The 15,685-nt window shown below is 72.9% G+C and carries 11 protein-coding genes and 1 tRNA gene; 1 reads left to right on the top strand and 11 read right to left on the bottom strand.

Annotated features, from left to right (window positions below):
• Positions 1-29 precede the first annotated feature (29 nt).
• The 7 genes from M1R94_RS10285 to M1R94_RS10255 form a co-directional block, all read right to left on the bottom strand.
• Positions 30-102: transfer RNA gene (locus M1R94_RS10285), tRNA-Thr, on the bottom strand.
• Positions 103-222: 120 nt separating this feature from the next.
• Entirely contained in the window at positions 223-1,785 is a 1,563-nt protein-coding gene (locus M1R94_RS10280) for an alpha/beta hydrolase (RefSeq protein WP_249381603.1), read from the bottom strand.
• A 55-nt stretch (positions 1,786-1,840) separates the two neighbouring features.
• A complete protein-coding gene (locus tag M1R94_RS10275) occupies positions 1,841-2,932 on the bottom strand; it encodes an aminotransferase class V-fold PLP-dependent enzyme (RefSeq protein WP_249381602.1) in 1,092 nt (363 codons plus the stop codon).
• A gap of 52 nt (positions 2,933-2,984) precedes the next feature.
• Positions 2,985-4,121, bottom strand: coding sequence for a DNA polymerase III subunit delta' (locus M1R94_RS10270; protein ID WP_249381601.1), 1,137 nt, complete (start codon positions 4,119-4,121; stop codon positions 2,985-2,987).
• Positions 4,118-4,819, bottom strand: a complete 702-nt coding sequence (gene tmk / locus M1R94_RS10265) for a dTMP kinase (RefSeq protein ID WP_249381600.1) — start codon at positions 4,817-4,819, stop codon at positions 4,118-4,120. The genes M1R94_RS10270 and tmk overlap by 4 nt, the downstream gene beginning before the upstream one ends.
• 59 nt (positions 4,820-4,878) lie before the next feature.
• The gene (locus tag M1R94_RS10260) at positions 4,879-5,886 is read right to left on the bottom strand and encodes a Gfo/Idh/MocA family protein (protein WP_249381599.1); all 1,008 of its coding nucleotides are present in this window, start codon (positions 5,884-5,886) and stop codon (positions 4,879-4,881) included.
• Between the two features lie 49 nt (positions 5,887-5,935).
• Positions 5,936-6,970, bottom strand: coding sequence for an iron-containing redox enzyme family protein (locus M1R94_RS10255; protein ID WP_249381598.1), 1,035 nt, complete (start codon positions 6,968-6,970; stop codon positions 5,936-5,938).
• Between the two features lie 225 nt (positions 6,971-7,195).
• Here M1R94_RS10255 and M1R94_RS10250 point away from each other — a divergent pair, with 225 nt between their 5' ends.
• Positions 7,196-7,462, top strand: a complete 267-nt coding sequence (locus tag M1R94_RS10250; protein WP_374109456.1) for a CDGSH iron-sulfur domain-containing protein — start codon at positions 7,196-7,198, stop codon at positions 7,460-7,462.
• Between the two features lie 3 nt (positions 7,463-7,465).
• On the opposite strand, the gene topA is transcribed toward M1R94_RS10250, so the two are convergent.
• The 4 genes from topA to M1R94_RS10230 form a co-directional block, all read right to left on the bottom strand.
• Positions 7,466-10,351, bottom strand: coding sequence for a type I DNA topoisomerase (gene topA / locus M1R94_RS10245; protein WP_249381597.1), 2,886 nt, complete (start codon positions 10,349-10,351; stop codon positions 7,466-7,468).
• 218 nt (positions 10,352-10,569) lie between these two features.
• The gene (locus tag M1R94_RS20735; RefSeq protein ID WP_249381596.1) at positions 10,570-11,553 is read right to left on the bottom strand and encodes a phosphatase PAP2 family protein; all 984 of its coding nucleotides are present in this window, start codon (positions 11,551-11,553) and stop codon (positions 10,570-10,572) included.
• Positions 11,550-13,205: a DUF7059 domain-containing protein gene (locus M1R94_RS10235; protein WP_249381595.1), complete on the bottom strand. Its 1,656-nt coding sequence runs from the start codon at positions 13,203-13,205 to the stop codon at positions 11,550-11,552. The genes M1R94_RS20735 and M1R94_RS10235 overlap by 4 nt, the downstream gene beginning before the upstream one ends.
• Complete coding sequence (locus tag M1R94_RS10230; RefSeq protein ID WP_249381594.1) at positions 13,202-15,496, bottom strand: sodium-translocating pyrophosphatase; 2,295 nt, start codon at positions 15,494-15,496, stop codon at positions 13,202-13,204. The genes M1R94_RS10235 and M1R94_RS10230 overlap by 4 nt, the downstream gene beginning before the upstream one ends.
• Between the last annotated feature and the right edge of the window lie 189 nt (positions 15,497-15,685).

The raw sequence follows: 15,685 nt of genomic DNA, 5'->3' as shown, positions 1-15,685 counted from the left end.
GCAGGTGCTGTACCGGGCCTCGTGGTCGGAGCCGCCTATCAGAATCGAACTGATGACCTTCTCATTACGAGTGAGACGCTCTACCGACTGAGCTAAGGCGGCGATGCTGCCCCGTGCCGGCGGGCACGTGGCGAGCGGGGCCTACTGTACCCAGCCGCAGGCGAGGCTCCAAAGCGGGCCTGTGCGCCGCCGCGGCGTCACCTGCTCGGGCCGGGTTCCAGGTCAGCAGGTCAGCCCGTCCTGCGGGACGACTCCCCTGACCAGGTAGTCCTCGACGGCCCCGCTCACGCACTCGTTGGACCGGCCGTAGGCCGTGTGACCCTCACCCTCCCAGCTGACCAGCACCCCCGACTCGAGCTGCTCGGCCAGTGCCACGCTCCAGGCGTAGGGGGTCGCAGGGTCCCCCGTGGTGCCGACCACCAGGATCGGCTCCGCCCCCGAGGCGGCGATCGGTGCGCGGACGACCTCCGAGCGCACCGGCCACTCCTCGCAGCCCACGGCCATCCCGAAGCTCCTGCCGAAGGTCGGGGCGACGGCCTCGATCTCCTTGGCGAACAGGACCATCTCCTCGTAGTCGCGCTCCTCGGTCGGGTAGTCCACGCAGTTGATCGCGGTGAAGGCGATCATCATGTTCGACAGGTACTCACCCTCGGGGGTGCGCTCGAGGTAGGCGTTCGCGAGCTCGAGCAGGACCGTCCCCTGGTTGTCCTGGAGGGCCTCGGCGAGGGCCATCGTCAGCAGCGGCCAGTACGTGTCGTCGTAGAGCGTGACGACCAGGCCGTGGAAGGCCATCGTGCGGTTCACGACGTTCCCGTCGCCGGCGTCGAGCGGGGTGCGGTACGCGCGTTCCATCAGCGCGGCGATCTGCGCGAGCCCGTCGTCCACGGTCCCGGTCAGCGGGCAGCCGCGCCCGGCCTGGCAGTCCGCGACGTAGGCGGTCAGGGCGTTCTCGAACCCGATCGCCTGCCCGATCACGAGGTCGTCGTTGGACATCGACGGGTCCAGCGCACCGTCGAGCAGCAGCCGGCCCACGTTCTGCGGGAAGAGCTCGGCGTAGGTGGCCCCCAGGAACGTCCCGTACGAGAAGCCCGCGTAGTACAGCTCGTCGTCACCCAGGACGGCGCGCAGCAGGTCGAGGTCGCGGGCCGAGCTGACGGTGTCGACCTCACCCAGCAGGGGTCCGGTCTCGGCGCTGCAGACCTCACCGAAGGCGCGGACCTTCTCGCGTGCGGCGTCCACGTCCTCCTGGCTCTCCAGAGGGACGTCGGTGGTGAAGAACTCCTCGAGGACGCTGTCGTCACCACAGCTCACCGCGGAGGACTGCCCCACACCCCGCGGGTCGAACGAGACCGCGTCGAAGGCAGCCAGGACGTCCTCGCCCAGGGTGCTGCTCACGGCGTACGAGAGGTAGTCGACGCCCGAGCCGCCCGGCCCGCCGGGGTTGAGGATCAGCGACCCGATCCGGTCCGCGGCGGCCCCCTGCGCCGGGAGGCGCTTGACCGCGAGGTCGATCGTCGCGGCGTCGGGGTCGTCCCAGTCCAGGGGCGCCTTGACCGTCGCGCACTCGTACTCGGCGCCGTCCTCGCACCCGGACCACACGACCTCCTGGTCGTAGAAGCCCTCGATCCCGCCGGCGAGCCCCGGGGCATCGCTCGTGGGTTCGCTGTCCTGCGGGGGGGTCGTCTGCTCCTTGGGAGCGACGCAGCCCGCGAGCAGCAGGGCGAGCGTGACGGCCAGGACCCCTGTCCGCAGTCGTGGACGGGTCGGGTTCTTGGCGTTCAGCACGGGGTCAACCGTAACGAACGCCGGTGACAGCCCGTGACCGTGCGCGCCAGGACCCTCAGGCCTGCACCTGGACGCCCTCGGGTCGAGCCGCCCCCGCCCCGAGTGCGCTCACCACCCGGTCGACGTCGTCCTGGTCGTTCCACAGGTGGAAGGCCAGTCGCACGCCACCGGCCCGGGCGGCCGCCGTGCACCCGGCCGCGGTCAGACGTCCCAGGACGGCGCCGTCCGGATCGGGCAGGGACAGGATCGGCAGGCCCGTCGGCTCCAGGCCCAGCTCCGCGCGGACCAGGTCGGCCAGGTCGGCCCCGTGCCGGCGCACGGCCTGCGCGGTCGACGGATCTCCCCGCATCAGGTCGGCGAAGAGCCCGAGAGCAGGGGCCGTCCCGGCCCACACGATCCACGCCGGCGAGACGTCGAAACGGCGCGCGTCGGCCGCGAGCTGCATCCGCGGCCCGTAGACCGACTCCCACACCGACTCCCCCGCGTACCACCCGGCGTGCAGGGGGCGCAGCCGACGCCCGGCCTCCTCGCTGATCGTGAGGAACGCGGAACCACGTGGTGCGCACAACCACTTGTAGGCACCGGTGACGGTGATGTCGAACGCGCTCGCGTCGACCGGCAGCCACCCGGCCGCCTGGGTCAGGTCCACCACCACCAGCGCACCGACCTCGCGCGCGGCGCGGACCACCGCGTCAGCGTCTGCCAGTGCGCCGTCGGCCGACTGCACCAGGGAGAACGCCACCACGTCCACCCCGGGTCGCACCGCCTCGGCGAGGGCGTCCAGCGGGACGTGCTCGACGATCAGGCCACGGTCGGCGTGCACCATGAAGGGGAAGGTGACCGAGGTGAACTCGCCCGTCGGACAGACCACCCGGGCACCGTCGGGCAGGGCCGAGGCCACCAGGCCCATGAAGGTCGAGACCTGCGGGCCCACGGCGACCCGTCCGACGTCGACCCCGACCAGGCGCGCGAAGGCCGTCCGCGCGGCGTGCACGTCGGCGTCGAAGCCGGGCGCCGACACCGTCCCGGCCTGCCACCCGGTCAGCGTGGCCTGGAGCGCCGCGAGGACGCCCCGGGGCGGCAGGCCCATGCTCGCGGCGTTGAGGTACCCGGGAGTCGAGGACCACTGGTCGGCGTAGGTCGTCATCGACCCAGCCTCCCGCAGCCAGACCCCCGGCGACAGTGGTTCGGGACGGGACCTAGCCCTGCGGACGCAGGGCGACGGCCATCGCCTCGATCGCGAGCAGCGGGGCGACGTTCCCGGCGAGCCGGGTGCGCGCCTCGCCGATCGCGTCCATGCGTCGGATGCTCTGCACCGCGGTGCTCGCACCGGCCAGACGCCGGACCTCGTCCTCGTGCGCGGCGTTGACCAGGTCGACATCGGCGCCCATCTGGACGACGAGCACGTCCCGGTACAACGAGAGGAGGTCGAGCAAGGACCGGTCGAGCACGTCCCGCTGGGCACGGGTCGCGCGACGCTTCTGGTCGTCCTCGAGCTGCCTCACCTGGGCTCGCAGGGTCGGTGGCAGGGTCTTGCCGTCCTCGGCGCCGAGGGTGCGCAGCAGCGCCGCCTTCTCGGCGGCGTCCCGGTTCTCCGTGGCGGCCTTGGACTCCGCGGTGGCGACCTCGACCAGGTCGGCGGCTGCAAGCACCGCGTCGCCCACCCCCCGGATCGCCGCTGCCACCGCAAGGGTCCGCGAGCGACGGGCCCGGGCGTCGGGGTCACGGGCCAGTCGCCGGGCCAGACCGATGTGGCTCTGGGCGGCTCGCGCGGCGACGTCGGCCACCGTCGGGTCGGCGCCGTCCCGCGAGACCAGGAGGGCGGCGACGTCGGCCACCGGAGGGATGCGCAGGGCCACCCCGCGGCACCGCGACCTGATGGTCACCACGACGTCCTGGGGGCTGGGTGCGCACAGCAGCCAGACGGTGCGCGGAGGCGGTTCCTCGATGGCCTTGAGCAGCACGTTCGAGGTGCGCTCGGTCATCCGGTCGGCGTCCTCGACGATGATGACGCGCCACCGACCCTGGGACGGCGAGCGCTGGGCCAGCCCGATGAGGTCACGCACCTCCTCGATGCTGATGCTGACCTTCTCGGTGGCCACGACCGTGACGTCCGCGTGGGTGCCCGCCAGGGCCGTGGTGCAGGCCTGGCAGTGCCCGCACCCGGCGTCGAGGCACTGCAGCGCGGCCGCGAACGCACGCGCCGCGTTCGAGCGTCCCGAGCCGGGCGGCCCGGTCAGCAGCCACGCGTGGGTCATCGCGCCCGGATCCCGGCGGGCCTCCTGCAGCACCCCCACCGCGCCGCTCTGCCCGACGACGTCGTCCCACACGCTCACCGTCGGGTCTCGCTGCTCGCCGGTCCGCTGGTCGCCGGTCCGCTGGTCGCCGCCGGCCGTGCGTCGAGCACCGCGGCCGCACGGGCGCGGATGCGCTCCTGGATCTCCTCGACGCTGCGCGTCGCGTCCAGGACCAACCAGCGCTCGCCACCCACGGCGGCCCGGTCCAGGAAGGCGCGGCGGGTGCGTTCGTGGAACTCCGCGCCGGCCCTCTCGAGCCGGTCGGGGGCGCCCGTCAGACGACCCAGACCGACCGCCGGGTCGAGGTCGAGCAGCACCGTGAGATCGGGCAGCAGGCCCTCGGTCGCCCACAGCGAGAGCCGCTCGACCTCCTCGGCGCCCAGGTCACGACCGTCGCCCTGGTAGGCCACCGACGAGTCCAGGTACCGGTCGGTGAGCACCACCGCACCGCGCTCGAGGGCCGGTCGGACCACCGTGTCGACGTGGTGGGCACGGTCGGTCGCGTACAGCAGCGCCTCGGTCCGGGCACTCACGTGGCCGCCGTGCAGGACGGCGTCGCGCAGCTCCAGGCCCAGGGCCGTCCCGCCGGGCTCACGCGTGGTCACGACCTCGCGATGCCGGGTGGTGCGCAGCCAGTCACCCAGCAGCCCGAGCTGGGTCGACTTGCCGACGCCGTCGCCGCCCTCGAAGGAGACGAAGACACCACGGGCGGGCGCACCTGGGGAGGGGACGGTCACCGCGTCAGGGTAGCCGTCAGGGGCGACAGGCGGTGACCCGCGCAGACCCGGCGGTGTCCTCACTCACCGGGGTAGACGACACCGACCTGCCGGCGGATCTCGTCCATCGTCCGCATCACCTCGAGGGTGTGCTCGAGCGTGATGCGGGGGCTCTCGGTCTCCCCCTGGGTGACCCGGTGGGCGACCTCGGCCGCCTGGTACTGGAAGCCGCCGTCGACCGGCATGTCGTAGGTCCACCGGGCACCGTCGTTGCGGATCACCGTGAACGACGTCGGACGGTAGAAGCTGTCGGCGATCTCGATCCGACCCTCGGTGCCGCCGATGACTGCCGTGGTCGCGGTGCGCGCCCACAGCGTGGTGTGCAGGGAGGCCTGGACGCGGTCACCGTAGCCCAGGGCGATGCTCAGCTGACCGTCGACGCCCGTGGGGGTCAACGAACCTGTCGCCTGGACGGTGTCGGGGACACCGAGCAGGTCGTGCGCGAAGGAGACGGGGTACACCCCGAGGTCGAGCAGCGCCCCACCTGCGAGGTCGGGGTTGTGCAGCCGGTGCGTGGTCGGCATGTGGCCGAAGGCCTGGCCGTGGTCCGCGATCAGCGAGACGACCTCACCGATCTCACCGCGGGCGAGGACCTCGCGCAGGGCGACCACGTGGGGCAGGAAGCGGGTCCACATCGCCTCCATCACGAAGACCCCCGCGGCACGCGCCGCATCCACGACCTCCTGCGCCTCGGCCTCGTTGCGGGTGAACGCCTTCTCGACCAGCACGTGCTTGCCCGCGGCGATCGCCAGGAGCGCGTGCTCGCGGTGCTCGGAGTGGGGGGACGCGACATAGATCGCGTCGACCTGCGGGTCCCGGACCAGGGCGTCGTACCCGTTGTGCGTGGTCGGGACGCCGTGGTGCGTGGCGAAGCGCTCGGCGCGGTCACGGCTGCGCGAGCCGACCGCGACGAGCTGGGCCCGGGTGTGGTGGTTGACGGCGGCGGCGAAGGTGTTCGCGATGCCCCCGGGGCCGAGGATCCCCCAGCGGATCGGAGGGGCGCTGCGGGGGTCGTCGGCGTGTGTCATGGGTTCCACCGTAGTCCGCGCCGAGGCCGCACGGGGGGGCACGGGGCGCTCAGGCAGCGAGGTCCCGCGCCGGCCGCAACGCGCTGCGCCCCTGCTGCCACGCCTCGAGCATCCGCGCGCCCGCGTGTCCGTCCACCGCGAGGCACGCGGCAGCACCCCACAGCACGTCGCTGCGCAGCTGCGGCTCGAGCTCGACCAGACCGCCGGCGAGGTCCCGACCCGCGATCTGCTCGTGCACCGCATCGGCCTCGACGTGCTCGTCGTAGTAGTGCGTGGCCTCGGGGCCGTGGCCTAGGCGCCGCAGGCCGTTGGCGTACTTCCGCGACGGGATCGACGACGTCATCTCGAAGGCCGCGAGATGCCCGATGATCGCCCCGCGCAGGCGCCGGTGCAGACCGAACAGGCTCATCATGTTCACCGAGGCGAGCGTCGGCGCCGGCACCACGTCGAGGTAGGCACCGTAGGAGTCGTCCAGGCCGAGGGCGCGCATCAGCCCGGCGAACAGCTCGGCGTGGGTGTGACCAGGGCGCCCGTTGCCGTACTCGTCGGCCTGCACCTCGATCAGGGCGGACTTCGGCCGGCCGCTCAGCCGAGGCAGGGCCCAGGTGTGAGGGTCCGCCTCCTTGAGCTGGTACACCGACCGGTGCATCACGAGCTCACGCACCTGCTCGTCGGTGGCCTTCTTCGCGACGAACGACGAGACGCTCGGCCCACCGTCCGCCGCGGTCAGGGCGAACAGCAGCGCCGCGACCTCCGACGCCGTGCGTGGCTCACCCGCCGGCACCGGCACCATCTCGCGGATCGCACCTTCGAGCACGCCCTCGAGCACAGCACGGCACCGCAGCAGGTCCGGGCTCCACTCCCAGGCCTCGTCGACCCCGTCGACGCCCCGGTAGTGCAGCTCGTAGAGCAGGAAGAGGCTGAGCTGGAGGTCCTCGTCGTCGAGCACCTGCGTCGCAGGACGGCGGCCGTCGGCCAGGGCTCGGTCGAGGGCCGCCTGCATCGTGACCACCGGTCCGGGCTCACGCACCAACGCCTCGAGGAGCGCAGCGCTCACCGGTCCGCGGGCTGCGGGTCGTCGCATCAGATCCTCCTCGTCAGGTGCCACCGCCACGCGGTGGGTCACGGCACCCTCAGCGCCGCTCCGTCAGGCTGACACCGGGCGGGCGGTGCCGCATCCGGGACGGCAGAGACGGTCGTCACGTGCACGGACCCGCACGAGTCGACCCTGCGCCGAGCCGAGGCCCCACCCGGTACCACCGTGCCGCTCGCCGCGCGGACCCCGCCCCGACGAGGTTGACTGCGGTGGGTGACCACCGATCACCTGCGCGACGCCGGCCCTGGGCCCACCTCGGCCCCGACGCCCCCCGCGACCCCCTGGGCCAGCATCACCGCATGCCCCGACGGGCCGCTGCTGGTGCGCGGCGAGGTCGAGATCCTCCTCGCGACCGGCGAGCCGGCACCACGCCGACGCTCGACCGTCGCGCTGTGCCGGTGCGGCGCGTCGGGCATCAAGCCCTACTGCGACGGCAGCCACAAGGTCATCGGCTTCCGCACCGACGACGAGCCTGTGTGACCCTCAGGCCTTCTTGGTCGACGTCTTGGCCGGTGCCTTCTTGGCCGGTGCCTTGCGGGCAGCGGGCTTGCGGGCGGTCTTCTTGACCGGGCCCCTGGCCCGCTTCTCGGCGAGCAGCTCGGCGGCTCGCTCCAGGGTCACCGACTCCACGGCGTCCTCCTTGCGGAGCGTCGCGTTCGTCTCGCCGTCGGTCACGTAGGGGCCGAAGCGTCCCTCCTTGACCACGACGGGCTTCTTGCTGACCGGGTCCTCGCCGAGCTCACGCAGCGGCGGAGCAGCGGTCGCCCCGCGCCCGCGCTTGGGCTGGGCGTAGATCTCGAGCGCCTCCTGGAGGGTGATGTCGAACATCGCCTCCTCGGTGGGCAGGGTCCGCGAGTCCGTCCCCCGCTTGAGGTACGGGCCGTAGCGCCCGTTCTGGGCCGTGATCTCGACCCCCGACTCGGGGTCCACACCCACCACGCGCGGCAGCGACAGCAGCCGCAGCGCGTCCTGCAGGGTCACCGACTGCACCTGCATGGTCTTGAGCAGCGACGCGGTGCGCGGCTTGGGCTGGGCGGCGAGCGCCTTCTTCTTGGCGGCGGCCGACAGGCCCGGGTCGAGCTCGGGCTCAGGCAGCAGCTCGGTCACGTACGGGCCGTACCGGCCGTTCTTCGCGACGATGGTCGTCCCGGTCGTGGGGTCCTCGCCGAGGACCAGGTCACCGTCGGCCTGGCTGTCGAGCAGCTCGCGGGCCTTCTCGACGGTCAGCTCGTCCGGGGCGAGGTCGTCGGGGACCGACGCGCGCTTGGGCTCGACCGTGGGCCCGTCGGGACCTGCACCGCCACCCGTCGCCCCGGAACCCGCACCCTCGGGCCCGTCGGCGCCCGGCGACCCGACGGCGACGCCCGCCTCCTCGACGTACGGCCCGTAGCGACCGACCCGCAGCGTGATCCCGTCACCGATGGGCACCGAGTTGATGTCCCGTGCGTCGATGTCCCCGAGGTCCTGGACGAGGTGCTGCAGCCCCTCACCCTCCGGGGTCCCGGTGCCGTCGCCGAAGTAGAAGCGGCTGAGCCAGGCGACCCGCTCCTTGTCGCCGGCCGCGATGAGGTCGAGGTCGCTCTCCATCTCGGCCGTGAAGTCGTAGTCCACCAGACGCGCGAAGTGCTCCTCGAGCAGACGGATCACCGCGAAGGCCAGCCAGCTCGGCACGAGGGCCTGGCCGCGAGGCAGCACGTACCCGCGGTCGACGATCACCGAGATGGTGGCCGCATAGGTCGACGGACGGCCGATGCCCCGCTCCTCGAGCGCCTTGATCAGGCTCGCCTCGGTGTAGCGGGGCGGCGGCGAGGTGCGGTGGCCCTCGGCCTCGACCCCCCGGGCGTCCAGCGCGTCACCCTCGGACATCCGCGGCAGCCGCGCATCGGCCTTCTTGGCCGTGGCGGAGGCACCCTCGGTGCCGGCGTCGACCACGGCGCCGCCCGCATCGGCGTACCGGTCGGTGTCGCGACCCTCCTCGTACGCGGCCATGAAGCCACGGAAGGTGATCACCGTGCCCGACGCCGCGAACTCGGCGTCGACCCGCGCCGCGGGGCGCTGGGCGACGACGACGTCCTGCGTGGTCGTCGCCCCCAGCCGCACCGAGGCGGTCGATCCCTTGGCGTCGGCCATCTGGGAGGCGACCGTGCGCTTCCAGATCAGCTCGTACAGCTTGAACTGGTCGCCCGAGAGCTCGCGGGCGACCTGCGCGGGGGTGCGGAACGAGTCCCCCGCCGGACGGATCGCCTCGTGGGCCTCCTGGGCGCCCTTGTTCTTCGGGGCGTAGATGCGCGGAGCGTCGGGGACGAACTCGGGTCCGTACAGCTCGGCGGCCTGGCGTCGCGCGGCGTCGATGGCCTGCGCGCTCAGCGACGGCGAGTCCGTCCGCATGTAGGTGATGTAGCCGTTCTCGTACAGGCCCTGCGCGGTGCGCATCGTCTGCCGCGAGCTCATCCGCAGCTTGCGCGAGGCCTCCTGCTGCAGGGTCGAGGTGGTGAACGGCATCGCCGGCTTGCGCGTGTACGGCTTGGTGTCCAGGCTCCGGACGCTGAACTCCGCCTCGGCCAGGCCACGGACCAGTGCGGTCGCCGCGGCCTCGTCGAGGGGCACCACACCCTTGCCGGTCAGGGTCCCGCGGTCGTCGAAGTCGCGCCCGGTCGCCACCCGCGCACCGTCGACCGAGGCCAGCCGCGCCGAGAAGGCGCCGTGGGCGGACTCGTCGGTGGGCTGCGCGACGGCGAACTCACCACGCACGTCCCAGTACTCGGCAGCCGAGAACGCCATGCGCTCACGCTCACGCTCGACCACCATGCGGGTCGCCACGGACTGCACCCGGCCCGCAGACAGCCCCTGGCGGACCTTGCGCCACAGAACCGGCGAGACCTCGTAGCCGTACAGCCGGTCGAGGATGCGTCGCGTCTCCTGGGCGTCGACCAGCCGGGTGTCGAGCTCACGGGTGGCCTCGAGGGCCCGGTTGATGGCCTCACGTGTGATCTCGTGGAAGACCATCCGCTTGACCGGGACGGTCGGCTTGAGCTCGGCCAGCAGGTGCCAGGCGATGGCCTCGCCCTCGCGGTCCTCATCGGTCGCGAGGTAGAGCTCGTCAGCACCCTTGAGGAGCTTCTTCAGCTCCGCGACCTTCTTCTTCTTGTCCGCGTCGACCACGTAGAACGGCTCGAAGCCGTTGTCGACGTCGACGGCGAACTTCCCGAAGGGGCCCTTCTTCATCTCGGCCGGCAGCTCGGAGGGCTGCGGCAGGTCCCGGATGTGCCCCACGGACGCCTCGACGACGAAGCCGTCACCGAGGTAGCCGGCGATCGTGCGCGCCTTGGCGGGCGACTCCACGATCACGAGCTTGCGACCAGCGGACATACGGACCTGCTTCCTGTGGGACGAGACCGTTCGTGGCCTGGTCGGGACTCCAGCATGAGGTACGAGCGCCGGGGCGCTCACATCGGGCGCCCGAGCCGTGGCGACGGACGACCGAGCCCTGTCGATCGGGCACTCTACGACCTCAGGTCAACTCCCGGCTGACCGCCCCGTCCACGCGGTGCGTCCAGCTCGCACCGACAGGCACCCGCCGGTGCCGCTCAGACCGCCGTCCGAGGCTCGGTCGCACGCCGCAGCGCCAGCAGCACCGCGAAGGCCAGGAACGTGACGCCGACGACGCTGAGGGCACCACCACCGTACGCGGTGAGCAGGTCCGTGGTGCTCGTGAGCCCGGCGTCCAGGTGGGCCGCACTGCGTTGCAGGGCCAGCCCGCCTCCGATCAGCGCGGTCACCCCGGCGAGGCTCAGCAGCCCGACCACTGCGCGGCTCCGGCCCGGACGGTCCGGGCCTGCGGCCACGTCACCCCGCACCGACAGGGCGGTCGCGATCCCCGCCCACACCAGCACCACCAGCACCGCGGCCACCACGTCGCTCGGGCGGTGCCACCTGCCCACGAGCGTCGAGACCCCCGTCGCGGCGGCATACATCGCACCGATCAGAGCCGCAGCCGGTCGCATCCGACGGGGCACCACGAAGAGCAGCGCCGCCGCGACCGAGGCGGCCGCCGTCGTGTGACCGCTGGGCAGCGCGTTCGCGAGCGAGACGCCCACCCCGAGGTCGGGGCGGTCGAAGACCACGTGCTTGAGCAGCTGGGTGGTGAGGTTCGCCCCACCCATGAGGACCGCGACCTGCAGGGCGAGCAGCATGCGCCGGCGCAGCACCGCCAGCAGCATCGTGGCGACCAGCACACCCGCGATGAAGGGCACCGAGATGATCTCGAGGACCGGTTCGGCCACCTGCCACAACCGGTGCTGCCCCAGGGCAGCGCCCTCGAACGCCGCCTCCTCCAGGCGCTGGCCCGTCAGCGAGCCGACGAACACCCGCCACACCGCCCACACACCCACCGCGGACACGGCAGCGACCACGATCGCCGGGGCGAGGTGACCCGCCCGGACCTCGCGGCCGCCCTGCCGTCGCTGCGGAGCCCGTCCACCCTCGAGGGCAGGACCGGCCGGTGGCGCGTCAGCGTGCCCCGGTGCGGCGGGGCCGCCTCGAGCCGGCGGGAAGGAGGGTGGTGCGCTCACCCACCCACCGTAAGCGAGGAAGGGCCTGGGTCCGGCAGCGAGGAGACTCCGGTGTCGGGTCGCAGCAGCCCGTCGCGGACGAGGTCCCGCACCTGGGGCAGGAGCTCGGACCGCAGCTCAACGACCGGGACGTCGAGGATCGCTGCGACGCCTGCCACGATCTGGCCGACCGCCAGCTCGCCGTCGCAGGCCCCGACCAGCCCTGCCAGGGCTGTGCCGGCCTGCACGGCACGGCCGAACCCCTCCCCCTGACGCAGCAGCACCACGCTCGGGTCGCCCGCCCCCGGGACCAGGTACCTCTCCTCGGTGACGTCGGCCGCCACGACCAGCCGGGCGGCACCGAGCGCGTCGTCGTCCCTCGCCTCGAGCCAGTCATGGCCGGCCAGTGCGGCCGCGAGGTGCGCCCCGAGAGGCTGGCGCACCGGCCCGGTGACCTCCTCGACGCGACGCAGGGTCGCCCGACCGGTCGACGGTCGCCGCAGGAGCACGAACCCGAAGCCCACCGCCTCGACCCCCCGCGCGGCGAAGTCGTCCAACCAGGCCAGGTACCCCGCCTCCCAGCCCGCCGGGTCACGCTCGGCCGTCGTCCCCCCGTCGCGCAGCCAGGTCTCGGCGTACTCGGCCGGGTCCTGCACGTCGCGCTGGACCACCCACGCGTCCAGCCCCGAGGCCTGCGCCCACGAGCCCACCCGCTCGCGCCAGTCCTCACCACGTCGGTGCTCCCAGTTGCCCAGCAGCTGCGCGACGCCACCGGGCGCGAGCACCCGGCCCATGCCCTGGACGAGGTCGCGCACCAGGTCGTCCCCCGCGCGACCCCCGTCGCGGTACTCGAAGTGCGGGACACCCGGGGAGTCGGCCGCACCGCCCGGCCCCCCGCGGGGGGTGATGACGAAGGGCGGGTTGGAGACCACGAGGTCGAAGGGCTCGTCGAGCGGACCGGTGACCGGTTCGAGCATCGAGCCGCGGCGCAGGTCCAGACCCGGTCCGTCCAGACCTGCCAGGGCGGCGTTGAACGCGGTGAAGGCCAGCGCCCGGCGAGAGATGTCCGTGGCCACCACGAGGTCGCTGTGACGGGTCGCGTGGAGGGCCTGGATCCCGCAGCCGGTGCCCAGGTCGAGGGTGCGCCGGCGACGGTCACGCACGGTCACCTGGGCCAGGGTGGTCGAGGCCCCACCCACGCCGAGCACGTGGTCGGGGTGCACCGCCGCCCCGGTCGCCAGCTCGCCGAGGTCCGAGGTCAACCACCAGTTCACCGACCCCGCGGCGTCCGCGGCCGCGTAGGGGCGCAGGTCGACCCTGGCCCGCACCGCGTCCGCACGCCCCTGACCGGCCGCCCCGACCAGGCCGAGCTGCGCGCACCCCTGCGTCCCGGTCCCCGGCAGGGCGGCGTCGAGGGCCACGCGGGTGACCTCTCCCCCGAGCACGAAGAGGCGCACGAGGGTTGCCACGGCGTGCGACCCGGTGCCCGCGGCGCGGTCGACCTCGCGCAGGGCGGGGAGTCGCTGCTCACGGTGCAGCGCGGCCGAGGCCACCGGGCCGAGCAGGCCCTCGACCGCCTCGACCGTCAGGCCGCTGCGGTCCAGGTCCGCCCGCAGGGACTCCACGAGCGGGAGCTCGGTCAGGGGGACCGCCCCCGGTGCGCCGGGGGTCACACCAGGTGCGCCTCGTGCTCGAAGCGGCCCTCGCGGTCGACCTTCGCGGCGCGCAGCCGCGACATGATGACCGCCCCGAAGGCGATGGCCGTCGCAAGGATCGCGATCGACAGCCGCACCACGTGGTTCGCGTCGTCCCCGACGCTGATCTGCACGATCGCCGGGGCGATCAGCAGGGCCACGAGGTTCATCACCTTGATCAGCGGGTTGATCGCGGGTCCGGCGGTGTCCTTGAACGGGTCGCCGACGGTGTCCCCGATGACCACGGCCGCGTGGGCCTCGGAGTTCTTGCCGCCGTAGTTGCCGTCCTCGACGATCTTCTTCGCGTTGTCCCAGGTCCCGCCCGCGTTGGCCAGGAACACGGCCATCAGCACACCGGCGCCGATCGACCCGGCGAGGAACCCGGCGAGCGGCCCGACCCCCAGGCCGAAGCCGACGGCGATCGGCGCGAAGGCCGCGAGCAGACCCGGGGTCGCGAGCTCACGCAGCGAGTCCCGCGTGCAGATGTCCACGACCCGGCCGTACTCGGGCCGCACCTCGCCCGTCATGATCCCGGGGTTCTCCCGGAACTGGCGACGCACCTCGAAGACGATGGCCCCCGCGGCCCGGGTGACCGCGTCGATGGCCAGGCCCGAGAACAGGAACACCGTGGCCCCGCCGAGGATGACGCCCACCAGGGTGATCGGGGAGATGATCGAGTAGGACAGCATGGCGGCGACCACGTCGTTGGTGACCGTCGCGTCACCGACCTGCGCGAGCGCCGTGCCGACGGCGTCGGCGTAGGAGCCGAAGAGCGCGGTGGCCGCCAGGACCGCCGTGGCGATCGCGATGCCCTTGGTGATCGCCTTGGTGGTGTTCCCGACGGCGTCGAGGTCGGTGAGGATCTGCGCACCCTCCTCGGTGACGTCGCCGGACATCTCCGCGATGCCCTGCGCGTTGTCGCTCACCGGACCGAAGGTGTCCATCGCGACGATCACGCCGACGGTCGTCAGCAGGCCGCAGCCCGCGAGCGCGATCAGGAAGAGCGAGAGCCACACCGACCCACCGGCCAGGAGGAACGCCCCGCACATCGCCGCGGCGATGATCCCCGCGGTGTAGACGGCCGACTCGAAACCGACCCCGATGCCCGAGAGGACCACGGTCGCGGCACCGGTCAGCGAGGTCCGGGCCACGTGCAGCGTGGGCTTGGAGGTGGTGCCGGTGAAGTAGCCGGTGATCCACAGGATGACCCCGGCCAGCACCACGCCGATCGCGACGGCCAGGGCCGCGACGAGCCGCGGGTCGCCCGGGTGCGTCTCCAGGCCCGCGGTGCCCCCGGTGAGCTCGGCGAAGGTCGAGGGCAGGTAGAGGAAGGCCGCCACACCGGCCAGGACGGCTCCGACGAGCGCCGAGGTGTAGAAGCCGCGGTTGATGGCGGCGAGGCCGCTCTCCGACCCGCGCACCTTGGTGATCACGACGCCCAGCACCGCGACCAGCGCACCGATCGCGGTGACGATCAGGGGGAAGACCAGACCCTGCTCGCCGAACGCCGCCTTGCCCAGGATGAGGGCGGCGACCAGGGTCACCGCGTAGGACTCGAAGAGGTCGGCCGCCATCCCCGCGCAGTCGCCGACGTTGTCGCCCACGTTGTCGGCGATGGTCGCGGCGTTGCGCGGGTCGTCCTCGGGGATGTTCTTCTCCACCTTGCCGACCAGGTCGGCCCCGACGTCGGCCGCCTTGGTGAAGATGCCGCCGCCGACCCTCATGAACATGGCCAGCAGGGCCGCTCCGAACCCGAAGCCCTCCAGCACCGCCGGCGCGTCGCCCCGGTAGATGAGCACGACCGACGCCGCACCCAGCAGCCCGAGCCCGACCACGCACATGCCGACGAACCCACCGGTGCGGAAGGCGATGCGCGCACCCTCGGCTCGCCCGCCGGGCAGCGAGGCCGCTGCCGCGACCCGCAGGTTCGCCCGCGTCGCGAGCCACATGCCGAGGTAGCCGATGGCCGCCGAGAAACCTGCACCGAGCAGGAAGAACACCGAGCGGCCCAGCCGGATGCCGGTGTCGCCGGGGAGCAGGAAGAGCAGCCCGAACACGACGAGCGCGAAGAGCACCAGGGTGCGGAACTGGCGGCTCAGGTACGCCGAGGCACCCTCCTGGACGGCCCGGGCGATGTCCTGCATCCCCTGCGTGCCCTCACCGGCCGCGAGCACCTGCTTGCGCAGCACCAGCGCGTACGCCAGGGAAGCGACGGCGACGGCGGCGATGACACTGACGATCATGAGGCTCGTGGACCCGAGCGTGAGCATTCGTCCTCCTCGGCGGCGGGCGTCGGTCGGCACGGCACCGTTGCCGTCGACCTGTCGCGGCTCCCCCTGAGCCGCGACGGGCGCAGTCTACGGGTGGATCGGCACCGGTCGACGACCCCAACGTTTCGCGCGCCCGGGCCGTCATCATGGTCAGCGGTGCAGGCAACGGGTCGGCGCCACCAGAGAGGG

The organism is Actinotalea alkalitolerans, assembly GCF_023369855.1.
Taxonomy (GTDB): domain Bacteria; phylum Actinomycetota; class Actinomycetes; order Actinomycetales; family Cellulomonadaceae; genus Actinotalea.
The sequence above is the reverse complement of the archived record's forward strand: the minus strand, read 5'-3'. Positions and strand labels throughout refer to the sequence as shown.

Bases quoted from the DNA above. Each gene is read 5' to 3' on its own strand.
- M1R94_RS10275 (WP_249381602.1), bottom strand. From the start codon at position 2,932: ATGACGACCTACGCCGACCAGTGGTCCTCGACTCCCGGGTACCTCAAC.
- M1R94_RS10260 (WP_249381599.1), bottom strand. From the start codon at position 5,886: ATGACACACGCCGACGACCCCCGCAGCGCCCCTCCGATCCGCTGGGGG.
- M1R94_RS10255 (WP_249381598.1), bottom strand. From the start codon at position 6,970: ATGCGACGACCCGCAGCCCGCGGACCGGTGAGCGCTGCGCTCCTCGAG.
- topA (WP_249381597.1), bottom strand. From the start codon at position 10,351: ATGTCCGCTGGTCGCAAGCTCGTGATCGTGGAGTCGCCCGCCAAGGCG.
- M1R94_RS10230 (WP_249381594.1), bottom strand. From the start codon at position 15,496: ATGCTCACGCTCGGGTCCACGAGCCTCATGATCGTCAGTGTCATCGCC.